14 protein-coding genes and 1 pseudogene are annotated in these 18613 nt (G+C 67.5%); 1 reads left to right on the top strand and 14 read right to left on the bottom strand.

The annotated features are described in order from the left end of the window. Nucleotides 1-907: 907 nt before the first annotated feature. Genes IPQ09_23555 through IPQ09_23530 form a run of 6 tightly spaced genes read right to left on the bottom strand, consistent with a single transcriptional unit; the run spans nt 908 to nt 9611 of the window. A complete protein-coding gene (locus IPQ09_23555; protein ID MBL0197149.1) occupies nt 908-2014 on the bottom strand; it encodes a DEAD/DEAH box helicase in 1107 nt (368 codons plus the stop codon). A gap of 41 nt (nt 2015-2055) precedes the next feature. Continuing rightward, nucleotides 2056-3435 carry a BREX system ATP-binding protein BrxD gene (brxD, locus tag IPQ09_23550; protein ID MBL0197148.1) on the bottom strand — a complete coding sequence of 460 codons (1380 nt, stop codon included), beginning with the start codon at nt 3433-3435 and terminating at the stop codon, nt 2056-2058. After that, complete coding sequence (locus tag IPQ09_23545; protein MBL0197147.1) at nt 3435-3896, bottom strand: hypothetical protein; 462 nt, start codon at nt 3894-3896, stop codon at nt 3435-3437. The genes brxD and IPQ09_23545 overlap by 1 nt, the downstream gene beginning before the upstream one ends. Beyond that, nucleotides 3856-6027 (bottom strand): BREX-2 system phosphatase PglZ, encoded by a 2172-nt coding sequence (gene pglZ / locus IPQ09_23540; protein ID MBL0197146.1) that lies wholly within the window; start codon nt 6025-6027, stop codon nt 3856-3858. The genes IPQ09_23545 and pglZ overlap by 41 nt, the downstream gene beginning before the upstream one ends. Before the next feature lie 19 nt (nt 6028-6046). Then, nucleotides 6047-6790, bottom strand: coding sequence for a hypothetical protein (locus tag IPQ09_23535; GenBank protein ID MBL0197145.1), 744 nt, complete (start codon nt 6788-6790; stop codon nt 6047-6049). Further along, a complete protein-coding gene (locus IPQ09_23530; GenBank protein MBL0197144.1) occupies nt 6759-9611 on the bottom strand; it encodes a hypothetical protein in 2853 nt (950 codons plus the stop codon). Before IPQ09_23530 ends, IPQ09_23535 begins: the two co-directional genes overlap by 32 nt. Nucleotides 9612-9821: 210 nt before the next feature. On the opposite strand from IPQ09_23530, the gene IPQ09_23525 reads away from it, so the two are divergent. Next, nucleotides 9822-9998 carry a hypothetical protein gene (locus IPQ09_23525; protein ID MBL0197143.1) on the top strand — a complete coding sequence of 59 codons (177 nt, stop codon included), beginning with the start codon at nt 9822-9824 and terminating at the stop codon, nt 9996-9998. A gap of 26 nt (nt 9999-10024) precedes the next feature. On the opposite strand, the gene IPQ09_23520 is transcribed toward IPQ09_23525, so the two are convergent. The 8 genes and pseudogenes from IPQ09_23520 to IPQ09_23485 form a co-directional block, all read right to left on the bottom strand. Beyond that, nucleotides 10025-10759, bottom strand: a complete 735-nt coding sequence (locus tag IPQ09_23520) for a hypothetical protein (protein MBL0197142.1) — start codon at nt 10757-10759, stop codon at nt 10025-10027. A gap of 1025 nt (nt 10760-11784) precedes the next feature. After that, nucleotides 11785-11994 (bottom strand): hypothetical protein, encoded by a 210-nt coding sequence (locus IPQ09_23515; protein ID MBL0197141.1) that lies wholly within the window; start codon nt 11992-11994, stop codon nt 11785-11787. A 1946-nt stretch (nt 11995-13940) separates the two neighbouring features. After that, nucleotides 13941-14442: pseudogene (locus IPQ09_23510) on the bottom strand (macro domain-containing protein). A 230-nt stretch (nt 14443-14672) separates the two neighbouring features. Beyond that, on the bottom strand, nt 14673-14954 hold the full coding sequence (locus IPQ09_23505) for a hypothetical protein (GenBank protein MBL0197140.1): 282 nt from the start codon (nt 14952-14954) through the stop codon (nt 14673-14675). A gap of 202 nt (nt 14955-15156) precedes the next feature. Beyond that, the gene (locus tag IPQ09_23500) at nt 15157-15441 is read right to left on the bottom strand and encodes a hypothetical protein (protein ID MBL0197139.1); all 285 of its coding nucleotides are present in this window, start codon (nt 15439-15441) and stop codon (nt 15157-15159) included. Further along, nucleotides 15438-15614: a hypothetical protein gene (locus IPQ09_23495; GenBank protein MBL0197138.1), complete on the bottom strand. Its 177-nt coding sequence runs from the start codon at nt 15612-15614 to the stop codon at nt 15438-15440. The genes IPQ09_23500 and IPQ09_23495 overlap by 4 nt, the downstream gene beginning before the upstream one ends. A 1570-nt stretch (nt 15615-17184) precedes the next feature. Then, nucleotides 17185-17448, bottom strand: coding sequence for a hypothetical protein (locus IPQ09_23490; GenBank protein ID MBL0197137.1), 264 nt, complete (start codon nt 17446-17448; stop codon nt 17185-17187). A gap of 372 nt (nt 17449-17820) precedes the next feature. Next, nucleotides 17821-17988 (bottom strand): hypothetical protein, encoded by a 168-nt coding sequence (locus IPQ09_23485; GenBank protein MBL0197136.1) that lies wholly within the window; start codon nt 17986-17988, stop codon nt 17821-17823. Nucleotides 17989-18613 lie beyond the last annotated feature (625 nt).

Below are 18613 nucleotides of genomic sequence, written 5' to 3'. Positions count from 1 at the left end.
AGGTCGAGGAGCCTCTCGGCGAGCAGCCGGTCCTCGGCGGCTTCGGGCAGGCAGGGCTGGAACTTGCTGACCATGCCGCGGGCCATGCCGCGGGCGGCGTCCGGCGCGGTCGTCCCCAGTTGAGGCCGAGCGAGCTTGCACCGCCTCAGCGGCGAGGGCCAGGGGGAGGGGTCCTTGCAGCGCAGCGAGAGGTTGCCTGGCCACCCAGCGTTCTTAGCCGGACTCTCGCTCGGAGGCCGGCCGCGAGGAGGCGATTGACGGCAGCTCCTGCGAAGGTGTGCCACAGGACGCTGTCGGGGGAGCCCTCTTCGAGGGGCGCTGTCGCCCTGGCGAGGAGGTCCGAGCGTAGACTCCTGCGCAGCATCGACGGAGCCCGCGGCTGGTGACGCCGCTGAGCCACGCGGCCTAGCCGTCTCGCTCGTCCGCGTGAGGAGGACGTCCATCATCGCCCGGCAGAGCGTGATCGAGAGCGTCCCGGGAGGCCCAGCCAGCTGGGGACGCGGCTGCGCCGCGGGGGGCACGTGGAGGAGCACGCCCTTGGCTCCAGTCGATCGCCCGACCTCCCAGGCGCGCCCGGCGAGGCGGAAGCAGAGGGGCCCTTCGTTGCGTCGTGCATCGAGACGAAGCTCGCCTGGACGTGTCCCGACCTTCCCGCCCGCGTGCACGCGCAGCACCGGCGGCGCCGAGAACACCGCGTACAGCTCGAAGAAGTTCTTCGCCCGTAGAGCTTCTCGCCCGCGCGCCCGAGCGAGAGCAGGCCGTCGGCCTCGTAGAGGATCTCGCGCTGACCATCGTGTCGACGAGCTTGGAGCGCCGCTCGGCCGACCGCCGAGAACGGGTACGCGGCGTCGATCCACGGCAGCAGCGCGGTGCCGGGAGATGCCGCCTTCCTGGAGGATCAGCGCCATCATCTGGTGGGCGAGGACGTGCGTCGCCTGCGAGGCGGGCCGGACGTCCTCGACCCAGCCCGGCTCGGCGAGGCGGACAGCGCGATCGCCTGGAGGAGCGACTCCGGGGTGAGGCAGAAGAAGGTGCAGTTGGAGCGGGTGCCGGGTCGCCGGCCGGTGCGGCCGGTGCGCTGGAGCATGGAGGCGACCGAGGAAGGCGCGTCCACCTGAAGCACGAGGTCAAGGTCGCCGACGTCGATGCCGAGCTCCATCGTCGAGGTGCAGACGATGGCGGTATTCTGGCCGGAGGTGAACTGCTCCTCGGCGATTCGGCGGTCGGCGCGGCTCACTGCACTGTGGTGAACGAAGACCTCGACGCCGGAGCCGCCGAGCGCGTGCGCGACCTTCTCGGCCCTCGAGCGGCTCTCGACGAAGACGAGGCTCTTCTTGCCCGGCGCGCTCGCGCGATGCCCGAGGCGGCCAGCGTGATGTCGTCCACAGGGTCGATGTCGAGGCGCGCTGGGCCTTCGGGCGCGGCGGGTCGACCAGGCGAAACGGTCGCTTGCTGGAGCCCTGCAGCCACGTGCCGATCTCGTCCGGATTGCCGACGGTTGCGGAGAGGCCGATGCGCTGGATGTCGCGCTCGCAGAAGCTGGCGCAGCCGCTCGAGGAGCGCTGACGAGGTGCGCGCCGCGGTCGTCGGCGGCGAACGCATGGACCTCGTCGATGACCACGGCGGAGAGGCCCGCGAAGATCGCGCGCGCGTCGGTGCGAGCGCTGATCATCATGACCTCGAGCGACTCCGGCGTAGTCATCAGGATGTGCGCGGGCGCTTCTCGGAAGCGTTGCTTGCGAGAGTCGCTGACGTCGCCGTGCCACTTGAAGACCTCGAGGCCGACCATCCGCGCGTACGACTGAAGGCGCTCCTCCTGGTTATTGAGCAGCGCACGAATCGGGCAGACGTACAGCACCGAGACGGGCTTGAGGCTCTCCGTGAGGATGCGAGAGAGCACCGGGAAAGATCGCGGCTTCCGTCTTCCCCCCGCGGTGGGCGCCAGGACGACGGTGTTGCAGCCGTCGAGCATCGCGTCGATCGTCAGCTCCTGCACAGGCCGGAGGAGCGCCACCCCAGGTCGTGGACGATCGCGTGCTGGAGGTGGGGTGGATGCTAGGCGCGTCGAGTCCGCGGTTCGCCCCAGCTCCATCCGTCCGTCGCACGCTTGTTCGGCTCCCCTCGTCGTCGGCTCCTCAGGCTCTCGGTGCCCGGGCTCCTCGCGCGCTGCCCGTGCTTGGCCGCCAGCTCCTTCGGCGGGAGCTTGCCGTCGTCCGAGGCGAGTCGGTAGGCCCGCGGGTCGTCGGTGTGGATGTCGACCCGGTCGAGGACGTCGACCAGTTCGCGGAGGAAGAGGCGCGGCGCCAGCGCGACCTTGCCGCCGAAGCCCCGGGGTGACCTGGTCGACGAGCGCCTGAAGGAACCGATCGTCGACGCGCTGCGACGCCTGTCGGGGTTCTTCGCAGGGTAGAGGTCCCGGATGCGCGTCCCCACCGTGAGGAGCCGCTCGTCGGTGAACGGAAGGAGTCGCACCTGCGGAGCTCGCAGGTTGTCGAAGCGGCCGTCTTCTCCGAAGTTCACCTGCACGCGTTGGTAGAGCGGAGCCAGCGCCTTCAGGCCCTTGTAGCCCTCGAAGAAGTCGCGCGTGCCGGTGACGACTAGGTACAGGCCGGGCAGCTCCTCCTTCGCGAGCATGTCCATCAGCTGGCGCAGCGCGTTCAGTGACTTCTCGCGAGTCTGCGCGTTCATGCGCTGGACCGTCTCGACCTCGTCGAGCACGACGACCAGGCCGCCGTATCCCGACTGTCGCAGCAGCTGGAGAAGCCCCGCGAGAAACGTGAGCGACGCCTGACCGTCAACCTTGCCCTTGGTGCCTGCGGCCTTGAGGACGGAGCGGTCGGTGTGGGGCTGCCCGGCTAGCCATGCGAGCAGGCCCTGGGCGGTGGCGAAGTCGCCTTCGTGGGTCGCCCGGTGATAGGCCCGCAGCACCTGCGCGTAGGCGGGATTGCGCTTCGAGAGGTCGGCGAGCTTGTCCTCGAGACGCTGCTCCGTCGCGTCTGCGAAGCCCGGGTCGTCCTCGGAGATCCCGCGCAGGCGGGTGACCTCGTCGCCCACCTGGTACAGCCACCCCTCGACGATCGCCTGGAATGCGTTCGGCCCGTCGGCCGCGGTTTCCAGGCGTTCGATGAGGCGTCGGTAGACGGCTTCGAGATGATGGAGCGGCGTGTCGTTGATCGAGATCTGAACTTCGGAGGTCGCGAACTTTCGCTCACGTGCCCTGGCGCAGAGGTAACGCGCGGCGAAGGTCTTGCCGGTTCCGTACTCCCCGCGGATCCACTTCGAGAGCCCTTTGCCGCCGGAGACGAAGTCGAGCTCCTCGTTCACCGCGGAGACGAGCGTATCGAGACCCGTCGCGAAGTGCTCGAGGCCTTGATTCGGCACGAGCCCGCTTCGAAGGGCGTTTACGATCGCCGGTGACTCAGAGACAACGGCCATCAGCGCGCTCCTTCATTCGTATTGGGCTTCGCCTGGTAGCGGTACATCGTCTCACCGCTCGGGAGAACCTCGTCGGTGAAGAGAAGATGACCCTCGGCGTGCAGGGTCCGTCGCAGCCCGCGCATGAGGCCATTGAGACGACCGGGGTTCTTATTCAAGCGCTCTGCAAGCTCGCTCGATCGCGCCGAGCCGTTCTCACGCAAGAGGACGAGAATCGACTTCTCGTCGATGCTGAGCCGATCGAGCAGCGACGCCGGAAGCGGCAACGAGCCCGCCTGATCGGCGGATTGAAGAGCCAGGCTGCGCCTTCCTTCGGCGGGCTCGTCCGAGGGCAGAGGCGTGACGATCGGCGGCGCGACCGGGCGAAGCTCCACACTTGCCTCCGCGAGCGTCCCCCGCCCGTACCACCATGTGGGCTCGTCAGCATGAAGGCCGCCCTGCTCGATCCACGCGAGCGGCACGACCACCTCCTCGAGCGCGCAGCCGCCGTGGAAGCCGACCTGCGGGCCTCCGAGGTAAGCACCGCTCCGCCACGCGAACGCGCGGCGCTCGGGCGGGCCGCCGAGGCCCGGGCAGATCGATCTCGATGAACCCCTCGGGAACCGCGTCGTGCTTGCCCAGCGCGAGATAGCGGGGCGCCTTCCCGTTGCCGGCCCGGAGGCTCTTGTCGATGTACGGGCTGTGGCCGTGGTCGGCGGTGACGAGGACCTTGCGACCTGCCTTCAGGGCCACGCGCAGCGAAGGCTTGAACGCGGTGATGTCTTCCGGGTTGAGGCGAACGGTCGCGCCTGTGTTCGAGGAACCAATCTGGTCATCCACCGCGTTGAAGACGGTCCCGACCACGGAGAGCGACTCGTCCTCGAGCGCGGCGAGCAGGCCCTGTCCGCCATCCGCGAGGTCGGCCTTCAGGAAGAGGCGACGGGTTCGGGTGCCGAGCGCCGCATTCTGGTTGAAGCGCGCCTTGTCCGTCTTCGCTTCGTCCTGATCCCGGAACACCGTCTCGGCCACGAGAGGATCGTTGGGCAACTCGCCCAGGAAGATGGCGCCGCGTGCATGACTCGTGACCGTGGGCAGCGGCGATAGCGCGGGCAGACCGGCGACCCGTCCGTCGACGTCGGGCTTCATGCCCAGCGGGAACGTGTTGTCCTGCGAGAGCGCATGGAGCAGCTCCAGAAACACGGGGTAGTTGCAGCCATCGAGCACGATGAGAAAGAGCCGCGCGTTCGGCTCGCTCTGCCAGACCGGTGCGACCGTCCGCTTCCACAAGCGATGGAGCGGAGTGAGGCCTTCTCTGTGAAGCGCAGCCTCGTAGCCACCGGCGAGGCCCTCAGCGAAGTGCCGGTTCTCGCGGTCACGCCGCTCGCGGCACGCCGCGATGACCTTGTTGGCCTCGGCGTGGTAGTGGACGCTGCTCGCGAGCGCCCGGCGAAGTTGCAGCATCGCGAGATCGGCGAACGCGCCTCCGCGTTGGTAGTCCCGCACCTGATCGAGCAACTCGGTCTTCGGACTGAAGGGCTGATCGAGATAGCGCGAGATGCGCGCCATGGCCTCGAGCACCGCCAGATCGGCTCGGTGCATCCGAGCGGCACGATGCCCGGCCAACCACGCGATGTCCGCAGCGCTGATCGCCTTGCCTGCAGCGGCCTGCTGCGAAAGCGAGTGGCACCGGTCCGAGAACGCCAGCGGGAGGACCCGGCTCGTTTGGAGCTGCATCGGGGTGAGGCACTCCCGACCAATGCGGTCTGCCCCTGAGAGCAACGTGGCGGCGCCGTCACCGAGCGCAGTGAGCGTCTCCTCCGCGAGTCGCGCGACCGTTCGTCTGAGGATCCTCCGATCCATTTCGATGGGTGGCTCCGCCGCCGCCTTCCACAGCGAGCCCCACGCCTGCTTCGGCACTTCGGGCGCTTCGACCGTCAGCACCGCACCGTACACGACGAGCTCGCGAAGCCGGACCTCCGGTTCGGCGAGAGCCCAGGAAAGCAGGCGACCCTCGTCGCCGTGGAGCGTGGGCATCGCGTCGCGCACGAGCTGGCTGATGTTCGGCGACCAGCGTGGGGGCTCCGCCACCCACGCCGCGAGGAGTTGAGCTGGACTCCGCGTCCGCACCTGCTCGCCGACGCTGACGTCGACAAGCAACTCGGTCAGCAGCTTGCGGTCGACGACCGTCGGCAGGGTGCGATGGCTCATCGCCACCCCGAGTCGGTCGACGTTCTCGAGCGCGAGCTGCTGCATGTACGGTGCGTCGGCGCCGACCACACGCACGCCGAGAACCACCTCGAGCACGTCGTTCACCGACAGCGCGTGCACGCGCTGGTTGCGTGCGCGGCGAAGGAGGTCGGGGGCCTTCTGGATGCGACGCGCAACGTCCTCGGGCATCACGGCGATGAGCGGAGCCCCCTTGGCCTTCCACAGAAGGTGCCGCAGCCCGAGCTCGGTCGCGATTCGATGCACGCCATACGAGCCCTTCGGTGTCGGCATCTGGTCCGGGAGATTCTCGAGCCCCTCCCCGTCGATGACGAGCAGGTAGCCCGTCTCGGTGGCTCCGCCTGCCTGATCCAGGAGGCGACGCAGGAGTAGCTGAGCTGCGCTCACTCAGAGTCCTCCTCGCGCGTCAGGACGACGTTGATGCTCTTCGTGCCCTGCTCGGAGAGCGCCTTTCGGGCCTGCGCGAGAAAGCTCGAAATGGCATCGGCATCGTTCGGATCCACGCGGACCTTGAGCAGGAGCCACGTGGGCGGGGCGCTCGGCGGGGCTGCGATCGGCCTGGGGCGGCTGCGGAGGTGTCGGCGGGCGGCTGCGGCTGTTCGATGAGCCGCTTGATCAACTCCTGCGCCTTCTTGTTCCAGGTCGAGATCCAGTCCTTGGTCAGCGGCTGCTCGGCCTGCGCCGCGGCCATGCGCCCCTCGAGCGCACTCAAGTGCCCGCGGACCTCGGTGCCGATGGCCACGTGCTGGACGCCCGCCTTGAGGTTGGCGCGCGCGTGCTCGTTGAGCTCACCCAGCGCGTCTCGGATCGTCTCCGCCTGCTGAACGATCGAGCGAATCGCGTCCGAGTTGTCATCGGGCCAGGCTGCGAGCAGCTCCGCCAGCACCTTGTGGCTGTCGGTCGTCGCCTGAGCCATGGCACCAAGCCGCGTGTTCGCGGTGGACAGTTCCTTGAGCCGGTCGCCCTGTTCGACGCCGAGATGTACCAGCCGGGAATGGAGGCCCTGAAGCACCGTGCGCTTCGCCTGCCCGCTCCTGAGAGCGGCCGCGAAGCGATCTTGGCCCTGGAGCGAGCGATGCGCAGCCGGGCGCGGCTCCTCGAAGAGCTGGTTGCCGAGGTCACGCAGGCGATGCCAGTCGGCGGCGCTCACGAGCTTGCCGCGTTGCAGCCGCACCCGCGTCGTCTGCGGGCATCCCGATGCGAACCTCGACGGTCTCCCCGTCGATCTCCTGCAGAGCCCGGTGGTCGCGCTGGCAGAGGAAGCAGAGGAAGAGGTCGACGACCAGCGGCTGAAAGCCGTAGGTCTCTCGCAGGTGGTCAGCGATCGGTGTCCACGCGACGGAATCCTGGTCGGTGCGCTGCAGGACGTCCTTGATGTACCGGGAGTCGAGACGCAGCGATGCCTTGGTCTGACCGAGGTTCACGAGCTCGAGGGGCTGCCCGAGAGTCTTGAGCACCTTGCCCACCGACTCGTCGTAGGCCACCGAGACGTTGGTTTCTCCGGCTTGCACCATCCAATCGAGCAGCGCTTCGAGATCCTGCTTCTTCGGATCGGCGAGGAAGGTCGGATGCTGCGGGTACCGGCGATCCATGAGGAGCGCCGCGATGTGCTCGAGGTTCTCGGCCAGCGTTTCGCGCGGCCTGCTGCTGTCGACGTCGGAGATGAGAGCGAAGAATTCGCCGTGACGGACGTAGACCTCCTTGAGCAGGTCCTCGAGCTGGCCCTCGAGGGTCTTCTGCCGGATGCCCGCCTGATCGAGGATCTGGCTCCGGTCCTGCGTGCCGAGCGTCTCGAGCAGGTCCTCTTGGCCAGCGTCCGAGAGAAGATAGCGGACGGCGGCAAGCTCGGTGAGCACGCCGAGCTCGGTCGGGCTCATGTGCCGCGGCAGCCAGCACACGGTGTGCAGGAGCCCCTGCTTCTTGCGCACGTTCGTCGCGCGAAGGCGATCCTCGTCGACGGTGTGTCCGGGCTCGTCCCACGGGTAGTCGACGAGCACCTTGAACGCGCCCTCGGGAGGCGTGAAGTCGTCGTACGACATCTCGCGGACGTTCCCGAGCTTGATGCGACCGCGCCGCCTGGTGCGTCGCCAGGTGAGGTCCCAATCGCCCTCGTTGGTGCCGCCGTCCTCGAAGCCCTTGACGCCGTCGAGCGCGAGTCCCTGCTTCAGCGCCCCCCAGAAGACCTTGAACCGCTGTGCCGGGTTGTCGACCTTCGAGCGCGCGCGCCCGAGCACCTCGCCGAGGCTCACGCGCCCGAGCACGAAGCGCACGAGCGCGGTCTTGCCCTGTCCCGCGACTTGGAGATCGGGCACGCGCTGCGAGAGCGCGAGCAGATCCGTCTCGGCGACACGCACCTGGCCACGGAACGTCTCGCCCTCCACGTCGACGGCGTTGAGCTGCACGAGGCGCTCGATGGTCAGCCCGCCCTGCTTCAGGCGCGGCGAGACCTCGGCAAGAAGCACGGTCTTCACGAGCTGGTCGAGGGCGCGACGACGCTCTTCGTTGAACTCCGAGCCGGGCTCCTCGCCCATCTTCAGCATCGCTGGAGCAAGACGTGAGTAGTACTGGTGGTGGATGTCCTGCATCAGGTCCACCTTCTTGCTCGCCTCGACCCCCGACTCCGGGAAGATGGCGGCGAAGGCAGAGCCCACCGGCAGGAACTCGCCGAGCGGAAGCTTCGGGTAGTGGATGACGAGCAGCTCGTAGAGGAGGCGCAGCGCGGAGCGCTCGCGCTGCATCAGCGACGTCACGTCCACCAGCATCTCGATGAGCGCCGGGTGGAACGGGTAGACGTCGCGCAGGTACTCGATGTCGGCGCCGGCAAGCAGGGCCGGCAGCACCTTCTGGTGTCGCTCGGCCAGCGAGCTGACCGCTGCCTGTACCGCGCTAACGTTCTTCGGGCGCAGCACGCGGCCGCGGACGATGTGGCGCAGCTCGACGTCCTGGAGCTTCGTCACCTCGAAGCGCTTGGCGTGGTGGTCGAGGTGCTCGTGGATCTTGCTCTCGTCGACGAGGTCCGGGAAGAACTCCTGCAGGTTCCGCTGGCGCGCGACGAAGACGAAGATCGGCGCGGGACGCTGGCCGGTGTTGTGGTCGACGATGACGTTGAGGTTGTTGATCTCCTGAACGAACTCCTGGCCTGACTTCTCGGCCAGCCAGAGCAGGAACTCGTCGATCATCAGGACGATGCCGCCAAAGCCCTGGGCCTTGGCGTGCTCGGCCATGCGCGAGAGGCCGTCGCTCCACCGCGGGTCGATGCCCGCATCGGCCGCGTCACGCCCCTTGTACTTGAGCCAGGTGCGCGCGAAGCGCTCGCGCGCCTGCGTCGAGCCGCTGGCGATGGCCTCGAAGTCCTCGCGGCCGCCGACGATGCTCTCCGCCTCGAGCCGCTTCCAGACGATGTCGCCGTACTCCTTCGCCTCGCGCCGGACCTCCTCGAAGATCGCATCGACGTTGAGGAACTCGAAGGGCGCCTTGCTGCGCCGCTTGAGCGCGGCGTTGAAGCCCTCGTAGACGGCGCGATCGAAGCCCGTGCTCTTGCCGCGAACGGAGAGCATGTGAATGCGCACGACGAGTAGTCCGGCCTTCGCGAGCCAGGCCTCGTGGTCCGCCGAATCGCGACCCTTGCTGGCCTGCGAATCCTTGTGTGCGTTGAGCAGCGGGCGGAACTTCTTCCAGGCCGGCTGGGTGCCCTCGAGCAGCAGCGAGAGCATGGTCATGAAGTGCGACTTGCCGCTTCCGAAGCTGCCGTGGATGAAGCGCCCGTACTCCTCGCCGCGGTCGAAGACCTGCTTCATGTCGTCGAGGATGCGGGGCAGCTCCTTCTCGACGGCGGGCGTGATGACGTAGTCGTCTACGAGCTGCTTGACCTCGTCCGAGCCGGGGTCGGACTCGCGCAGCTTGACGACGAAGCCCATCGCCCGGATGTCCTCGGGGCGCGGAAGATCGAACGCGTCGGTGATGCTGGTCATGGGCTCGTTACCTTGAAGAAGAGAGTTCACCACGGAGACACGGAGGCACGGAGGAGAGGGAGATTTTGGGTTCGAGTGCCCGGAACGCGCGGGCGTTCGCGAAGGCTCGCTCCCTCTCGGCTCCGTGTCTCCGTGCCTCCGTGGGAGGACTCTCGATGCCGGTCGTGGCCGGGTTGCACGATATTGGTCACGAGCGATACCTTCATGGCCATGAAGGCGAAGGCAAACCGTCGCTCCTTCGTGATCACCAAGCGCGGTCGTCCAGTGGCCCGTGTGGTTCCCCTCCCGCGCGAGCCGAGCTCCTCGCTCCGAGGCAGCCTGCTCCACGAGGAGGACCTGCTCGCGCCGGTCGACATCGCGTGGGAAGCGCCAGGCGACCTCGCGTGATCGTGCTGGACGCCATGCGTGGTCTGTTAGCTCGGTCTGGGACGGTCTCGGCTCCGCGGGCCGCCGCTGCAGCCAGAGGCAAGGGAGCCGTGCGGACCGCGCTCACGGAAGCACGGGGAGCTCGCGGGAGTCATCGCGCGGCGTCGAGGCTCGACCAGCCCAAGCCTGACAAGCTCCTCCTCCATCGCGTTCAAGTCTGCGGTGCGGAGGCGCACGAAGGTCTCCATGTCCTTGTCTTGATAGGCCTGCCAAGCGGCGTCGGAGACCAAATGGTGGAGGCGCTCCGACGATGATGGGAGCATCTCAGCGAGCTCGATGCGCGCCCCTCGGCCGCCCCCGGGGAAGAAGAATCGGTTTCCCGGGCTCTCTTTGTCGGGCCCCCTCGTGACGAGCTGTACCATCGCGTCCGCCCCGAACCTCGCCAGGTCGAGCGGGCCCTCCTTGTGGCGGCTCGCGAGCTGGACCGACAGCGCGCGCGCTCGCGCGTGCCGGAGATCGAACCTCCTCGGGAGCGGCTCCCGCTTGAACGGACGACGCCCGGGCCAGAGAAGGATTCCCTCTCGCGCGAGCCGCTCGAGGTCGGACTGCGCCCGAGACAGCCCGTAACCGCTGATGCCGGCGAAGAGTCCCGCGTGAGTCGTTAGCCAAAACCAAGCCGCGATCTTCGTCTGCATCTCCGGGGTCGGCTTCGGGTGCACGGAGAACAGCTGCACGAGCAGCGGGATCTGGTGGGCGTAAGGTACGAGCGCAGGTCGCTCCACGTGGCACGTCTCGCGCAGAAAATGCGGAGACGCTTCCGAGGCTCTCCGCGCTCCTTGAACGGCGGCTGCGTCCCTGGAGCGCGATCCGTGCCTCGTCCGCGCGGGCGTAGAGGTCGAGCCCGAGCGTGGCCTTGATGCAGCGGAGCCATGTCTCGTCCTCCAGCGACTCCCAGCCCGCCTCGACCAGGACCAGTTCCCGCTGCGCCGCGAGCAGCAACTCCAGGTCGAACGTCGGGCTCCACGTGAGCGCGGCGACCATGTCCATGTCGCTCATCGGGGTGCCCGTGCTGTTCACCCGTTTGAAGGTGGTCGTGGCCAGCTCGATGTCATCCGAGCCCAGCAAGATGATCGGGACCTTGTAGGCACGGAACCGCGTCGCGACGGTGTCGGCGCGCATCACCACTCGTCGGCGTCGGACCCTGCAGCTTCCGCTGAAATCGGAGGCAGCGTGACCGTCTGCAGGGCCTCCGGAAGCGGCAGCCAATCCGATCGGGCGCCAGCTCTTCCGGTCCGCGCGTGACGAAGCACTGTTCCTTGAGGTCATAGTAGAACTCGAAAGTGTCGTCGGGATCGACCGGTCCTCGACAACGCCGGGCGACGCCGGGGCTCAGCGTACAGCGCGCCGAGGAGGGTCGCGATGCGCTGGCCCCCGTCGAGGATGTATTGGTGCGGTCCTGCCTCCGACCCGCTTTGCACGACGTGGGGCCCGATCCTCCGCGGGAGGCGACACGAGCGCTCGTTCGCCAGAGCATGATCGCTCCAATGGGAATGCCTCGATACACGCTGTCGAGCAGGTTCAGTCTCTGCTCGACCGACCACGCTGCGGCGCTGGAACCGCGGCAGCTGAATCGCTCCGCGCCGCACGTCGGCGAGCAGCGACGTCATGAAGACGACGGTGGGGTCATCGAGGAAGCTAGCTTCCGTTGTCCATGGCGTTCTTTCACCGTCACCGTACCCGCTCCACGAGGTCGCGAACGAAGGCAGCAGCTCGGCAGGCCCTCCCTCACGCTGGAGGTCGGCGTCGTTCATAGCCGTGTCGTCACCGAAAGGTGGCCAACCTTCGCGTCACCCAGCGCCTCCTTCAAGTTCTCGTGATGCCGCTGGGTGACGCTCAATGTGTAGAGCGCCTGGACGCTGGCCCTCCGCTCCCTTCGGATCGTGCGGTTCTGCCCCATGCCAGCCCACCCCTCGAGCACCGAGCGAGGGAGGTGGTTTTCGATCGCACGGCGAGGCAAGCTGGTGACAGTGCATCCCTGCATCCCTACAGACTTCCTCGAGCTTCCTTGACGCCTTGCTGGGCGACGCGGAGGCCCCCGCGTCGCTATCGAAGAGGCACGACGCGAGCAGCGGTTCGCCCCGGAGGAAGAGGTCTTCCACCCGCCGCGGCATGCTCGAGATGCCGCCCCCGTGGTCGGGCTCCAGCCACTCCTTCGCCATACGCTCCCGCAGGAAGTCGCGCTCCGGCTTGGGACACGTTCGCAGCAAGAACTCTCGGTCGTTCACTCCGTCCTCGAGAGTAAGCGATAGGGACGCTGCAGAAGGTTCCACGCCGCGATCGGTGAGATGGCTCGGCCGCCCGTAGGCTCCGTGCTGACCGTCACGCCGGAACGCGCGATTGCTCGCCTCCTCCAACATGGACCATTCGACGGCGTGGTCCACTGCGGCAACGTGGGATTCAGGCGCGAGCGCCTCCCTCCACTTGCGAAAGGCCGGCTGTGCGCTCGATCCGATCAAGACGCGGTGCCGGTGGACGCGCGGAACCACAACAGGGGAAGACACCAGGCGGGCTCGGACTCGAAGACAGACCCGTCGACCACGATCCTCATCTTTCGCAGGCCCTCCCGAGCCTCCAGGATCTTCCGGGCCTGCGCGAGGTGCTCCGAGAAGACCCCAGGCGGCCAGCCCTGGCGCGAGCCATCCAGGCGCAGGAGATCTCTCGCACCGTCGAGAGCCCCGCGTCGCTCTCCGCCAAGCACACGCTCACGTCCACCGGAGCAGGCTTCCTCTGGGCGACGGCGAGCCGGAGCCCCAAGAACAATGTCTCCGAGTGGGTCTCCCGGACGAATCGCGCATCTCCTTCGCGAAGCCTCGAGGAGAACGTCGACGAGGGCGAGGCTCCGCGGCAGGATGAAGGTGCAACTCGGGCTGCTCGATCGCCACGACCGGCGCCTTGCCTGGCTGACCGCGACGCGCATGGCAGCGAGCGTGACCACGGGCAGGACCTGAACAATCCCCTCGCCAACCGACGAGAGCGGCACGCTTCGCCCGGGAAGTCCCCTGGGCGCGATTTCCGCGTAGGCACCTTGCGCATCGCGAGCCGTCATCAGCTCGACACCCGCGATGCGGTCGAGGCGCTCTGGACGTCCTTGTACACTTCGTGGTCCTGTCCGAGGCGCTCCAGATGGGGAATCCGGCTCTCCGGCGCATACTGCGTGCCATCCGCCACGTATCGCGGCTTCGGCGCTCCACGGGTCGGAAGCCATCGGACCGAGGTCCCGAAAGCCTCGGAGCCGCGCGCAGGCCCGCATACGACGCTCCCTCCGAAGGGAGAGCCCGGTGAATCGAATGTCTTCCGGGCCCTTCTGGCCGTCGTAGGTCGGCGCGAGCGCCTCGTTCGGCTGCCATTCGGCGTCGAGGCCGGGCGCTTCGCTTACGATCTTCTCGACGATCGGCGTGCCTACGGCGTCGCTTGCCTTGAACACGTCGAGGAGGGTGAATTGGACGTCGGCGTCCGCCCAGGCGAGCCCGACGCGCATCCGTTCGCGGCCGCCGTGCGCGAGACCAAGTCTTGGAAGCGAGCGCCGCGAGCAGCCGCGTCCACGAGCGCCGGCGGTTCACCCTCCGTCGCCGAGCGGAGATTGCACGATGCCGCCATCAGCACGAGCCCACGCAACAGAGCGCTCTTGCCGACGTTGTTGTAGCCGTAGAGCGGCGTGAGCTTGCGCCCCAGCGGGACGCGAGGCTGGCGAGAGGAAGGAGCGGTACTGCTCGGATTCGAAGGATATCCAGCATGGGGACCTTGCTCCCCGAGGACGACGTGCTCGCGGCGGTCGATGTGGGGTGGGAAGCCACGGCAGGCGATCGCACATGAACGTGCTCGACGCCCGCACGTAGGTCCGGTGGTTCACCGAGCCCTGGGAGGTCGCCCTAAGCGCCGGGGAGCTCGAAGGCTGGGTGGTGGTCATGCCTCTCCTCCTGCCAGCGATTTGGCCGGCTTGTCGGAGGGCCCGGCGTCGTTGGGCTCGAACACGAGCGCGCGAACGTCGCGCACCCCTGCGAACGCTTGCTCGATCAGGGGACGCACGTCCGTCCAGGCGAGACCGCCGAGACCGCACCCGAGCGGGGGGATCGCGATGGACCGGATGCCACGCCCCTTCACCTCCGCGACGAGGGCGACGAGCCCCGCCTCGATGTCTTCGATTCGGCTGTCGCCGCGCCAGTGCCGCTTCGTCGGGAAGTTCACGATGAAGCGCCGGGTTCGTGAGCTGCCCGGTCTCGAAGATGAACTTCTTGCATGGCACGACCTCCTTCCGCTTGCAGGCCGTCTCGTAGGCCTTGAAGTTCTCGGGGTACGCTTGCTTGAACTGCGCAGCGATACCCCGCCCCATGGCGCCCACACAGTTGACCGCGTTGACGATCGCTTCGGTGTCCGCTCGCAGGAGGTCGCCCTTGGTCAATTTCATCGCGTTCCTCAGAAGTACCAGCTCGGCTGCACGGAGAGCTGCGGTTGGTGAGCACATCGTCGCCCTCCTCGGAGAGATTCACCACGGAGGCACGGAGGCACGGAGGCGAGAAGGAGATTTGGGGTTCGAGGGGTCGACGCGAACGACGGGGCAGCGCTCTCGAACAAAAAACTCTCTCGCTCTCCCCTCCGTGTCTCCGTGTCTCCGTGGTGAATTCTCCCTCGTGCGTGTCAGACCGTAAGAATTTGGCCTCGAACGACGATCGCGGCCTGACGGTCGGCGCGCGCCTGGGCGACGAGCTCGCGTGGCGAGATCTCACCGTGCACCGCCTCATAGGCCGCGATGGCGTCCGCCATGGCTTGCAGCCTGCGCTCTTTGGCGGCGCGCTCCTCGAGGGCAAGGTTGACCCAGCTGCTCAGCGAGGCCGCACGCCCCGCCGCTACCGCCTCGTTGCCAGCCTTCACGAGCTCCGGATCCACGGTGACCGTGAGCTTCTCCTTGGGTGCCGCCATCTCTCGGGGTAACAAAGGTGCGATCCCGGTGCCACGGGGCGCTCGGCTTTCCATCGGCGTCCTCTGAGAGCTCACCACGGAGGCACGGAGGCACGAGGCGAGAAGGAGATTTGGGGTTCGAGACGCGCGTGACCCGCGACCCCTCTCGAACAAAGCCTCCCTCCCTCTCGGCTCCGTGTCTCCGTGCCTCCGTGGTGAATTCTCACTCATCGTCGCCCTCGGTCGCCTTCGTGGCCTTCTTGACCTTCGCCCCCTTCCCGCGCCCCGGCGCCGGGAACCGCGCCCTCCACGCCTCCAGCACCTCGCGGCTCGGGCCCCCGGGGCCCACCAACGCCGAGAGCTCCGCGCGGAGCCGCGTCGCCGCCGCCGCGTCCTGCCGCGCCACGTCCGGCAAGAGGCGCCACGCGCTGTCCAAGAGCCCCGCGCGGTCCGCCAGCGAGACCCCCGCGTCCTCGAGCTCCTCGTCCATCGCGAGCATCGCCTTCACCCGCTGAAGCGGCGTCCACCCGCCCACCCGTGAGCGTCCGGCCCTGAGCGGCCGGGCACCTCGGTGAACGCGACGAAGCGCTCCTTGGGCACGTCGAGCTTGCCGCGGAGTTGCCAATATTCGGTGCGCACGAAGTCCCCACTCCCGTACGCGGGCGGCACCTCGAGAGTCACCTTCTCCCGCGTCCTCGCGGCGCTGGTCGTCCGATGCCGCTCCCGCCTCACGCTTCACGAGGCCCGCGGGCTTGTAGACGTGGAACCTGTGATTGGGCACCATGTCGCCCTGGAGCGCCTCGGCCACGAGCTGCGTGAGGCTGAAGTCCCGTCGTCCCGTGAGCACCTCGCACACCGCGAGCACCCGCGCGTCGTCTTGCAGCGCCGCGAGGCCTGCTCGAGCGTGAGCGGTCGCCCGCGGTCCTTCAACCGCCACGGTCCCCCCAAAAAAAAACCACCAAAATTGGTCGGCCAGCCAGGGCTCGAGGCCTCGCGCCTCGGTCTCGTAGGTCGGGTTTGTACCAGCGACGCTTGAAGTTCGCCGCCTCGATGAGCGGGCGCCGGGTTAGCGCGCGTCGACGCGCGCCGAGCCTCGATGCGGGCGCGCGTGCTGGCCGAGAGCGTCTTGGGCGCTTCGGTGGCGGGCTCCCACCGGTGCCGCTCGAACCACACCGAGGGCGACTCGCTGGACTCCTCGCCTCGCGCGATCGTGGCGCGATTCGCGGCGTCGCGTGCGGCAAAGTCGAGACACCACGGGAGCCACGTCGGAGAGAGCGGCTCGACTTGATCGGGTGGTACGACGTCGCTCGCCTCGTCGAGGCCGAGGCGAATACGGCCAGTCGAGCATCTTCTTGGAGCGCGACCGTAATCAAGTCAGCTCATGTCGCGAGCGACGTGCGTCGAGCCCGGCACGGGGCTGAGGCAGACTCCCGCTCGCGGGTTTCGCAAGACGGCGCTCACCGCACCTCAGCCGGGCGCGCGCCAAGGCGTCGAAGCGCGGTATAGGCACGACCCGCGCGGCCTCCTATGACGGGAAGAGCTTCGTCTTCGTAGGTCGTGCTGGAGAACTGCTCCCACGACGAGCTCTTCATCCCTCGTTGACGCCTGACTACCCTTGCAGTGAAACACCTGTTTCATCCAGAAGCACGCGGTGGACGGGTTCAGGAGGCCCAGGAGGGCGAGGTGGTCTTCCTCGGTGGCTCCGGCCGGAAACGCATGACCGGCGCGGTTTGTTGAACACCGCCGCTTCCGGTCGAGCAGGAAGTGGATGTGGGTTTCCGCCACTGGCGAAGGCGATGGAGGGGGGTTCGGAAGCGGTTCGCGAAGGACATGGAGTGCTCGAACCACTTCTTGCCCCGTTGCTCTGTTGTCTCTCCGTAGTCAGGCGAGCCTTTGGCGGGTTTCGGTAACGTTCAAGAGTGCGCGCGCTCGAAGAACTTCGGGTCACGCGGCTCAAGGTCCTCGTCATAGGGAAGGAAGACGGCGCTTCGACCGTGTCCGTCCTCCAGTCTCGAACGACGTCACCCGTACCCAGGGATGCCCAACCATGCGGTCTGCATATGCGACGCGCGTGCGACGCAGGCGGGAGAAAACGCCTCATCGACCCCCCGTCTGCGTGCTCCGTCCAATGTCTGACGACACGTCGGAGAGCCTTTGAGGGTCCGGCTTCAGCAGGATACGTTCCTTCGACTCCGCCGCTTCACCCCGCCGGAGGCTCCAAGGATGTTTCCCCGGCGTCTCTCTGGGCGGATCACGCCACGCTCGCGTACTCGGTCTCGGGCCTCACCGTGTCCCACCCATCGACGATACTCGCCCACACCTTCCCCTTGGCCGGGTCCTCAGGGATCCCCTCTCCGCGGCTCCCCATGACCGCGCGCACCATGTCGCTCGTGGGCCTGCGGTTCCGCCCGAAGATCAACACCGTGGGTCGTGCCGTGGAAGGGATGTACGCTTGCGAGGTGTCCACCACGAGCGTGCGATCGACTCCAGCGGAGATCTTCTCGATGAGCGGCACCCGGGCTCTCCTTCATGAGTATTTGCTCGTGATAGAGGCCGGCAGTAGCCGTCTTTCTCCGCCAGTTGGAAGCAACGCTCGGTGAAGGGCGAGCCCAGCGAATCTGATCCGATGGGCCGACACGTACCGCTGGAGCGCACCGGAAGGCTTCTCGCGGTGGTAGTCCTTCCTCGCCTCGTCGCTTTCGACGATGTACGGCAGGTTCGCCACGACCGCTGATGGAACCGCTTCGCGAACACGCCTTCTTCAAACTCGGCGCCCACGTCCGACCGCGTGAGCGGCGCCAGGGGTTTATAACTTCGGCGGGGACTCCCTCCGAAGAGAGGCCGAACTGGACCGATGGTTTCACCTCGTCGCGCTCGATCTGCTCCTTCAGCCCGTCGGCCCAATACACGTGCCCGGATGGAACTGCGCGGCCTCGGCGGGGGTGGTCGCACCGGCGGGGTCGGCGGCGAGCGTCATGATGAGGCGCGCGCGGGCCAGGCCACCCGCGTAGTCGTTCAGGTCGATGCCTACGATGCGGTCGAGGCAGCCCTGCACGAGGACGAGAGGGAGATTTCACCACCTGGGGGCACCCGGAGGCACGGAGGCGGGAAGGAGATTGGGGGGTTGAGAGGGAGACGCGCTCTCTCGAACAAAAAACTCTCTTCTTCCTCCGTGCCTCAATGCCTCCATTTATTTCTCCTCTCCTCCGCGACGAGCCGCTGAAAGCATCAATCCAGAAATGCCCCGACCCACAAGCCGGATCAGGCACCCGCACCACCCCAGCCCCGAAGGTCTCATTGGCGGGCGTGAGCGTCCTATCCAGAAATAAACCCGCGCACGAAGTCGGGTGTCTGGCACAAACGCGAACCGGTCCTTCACCACAGGATCAGGCTCTTGGTAGAGGTCCCCCATGAGCTCCCCATCGAAGGTCTCGTGCAGGCAAAGCTCCAGGTGGCCCCAGCTGTCCGGCGTCGCGGTGGCGCCAAAAAACGAAATCAGCCCCGCGACGGCTCAATCCCCACGCAACGCCACCTCCCGGCGGCCTGGGGGCTGAAGAGCTCGGGCAGCCCGCCCTCTTTGCTGGCCAAATCCCTGTAGATCCAGCGCAAGAACGCGAGGTCTCCCGGAGATTCGGCGCGGGGCGCTCGAAGAGCTGGCTGCGACTCGGGGGTCGAGGAGG

It is taken from the genome of Myxococcales bacterium (assembly GCA_016720545.1).
Classification (GTDB): domain Bacteria; phylum Myxococcota_A; class Polyangia; order Polyangiales; family Polyangiaceae; genus JAAFHV01.
This window is presented reverse-complemented; position numbering and strand designations above follow the sequence as displayed.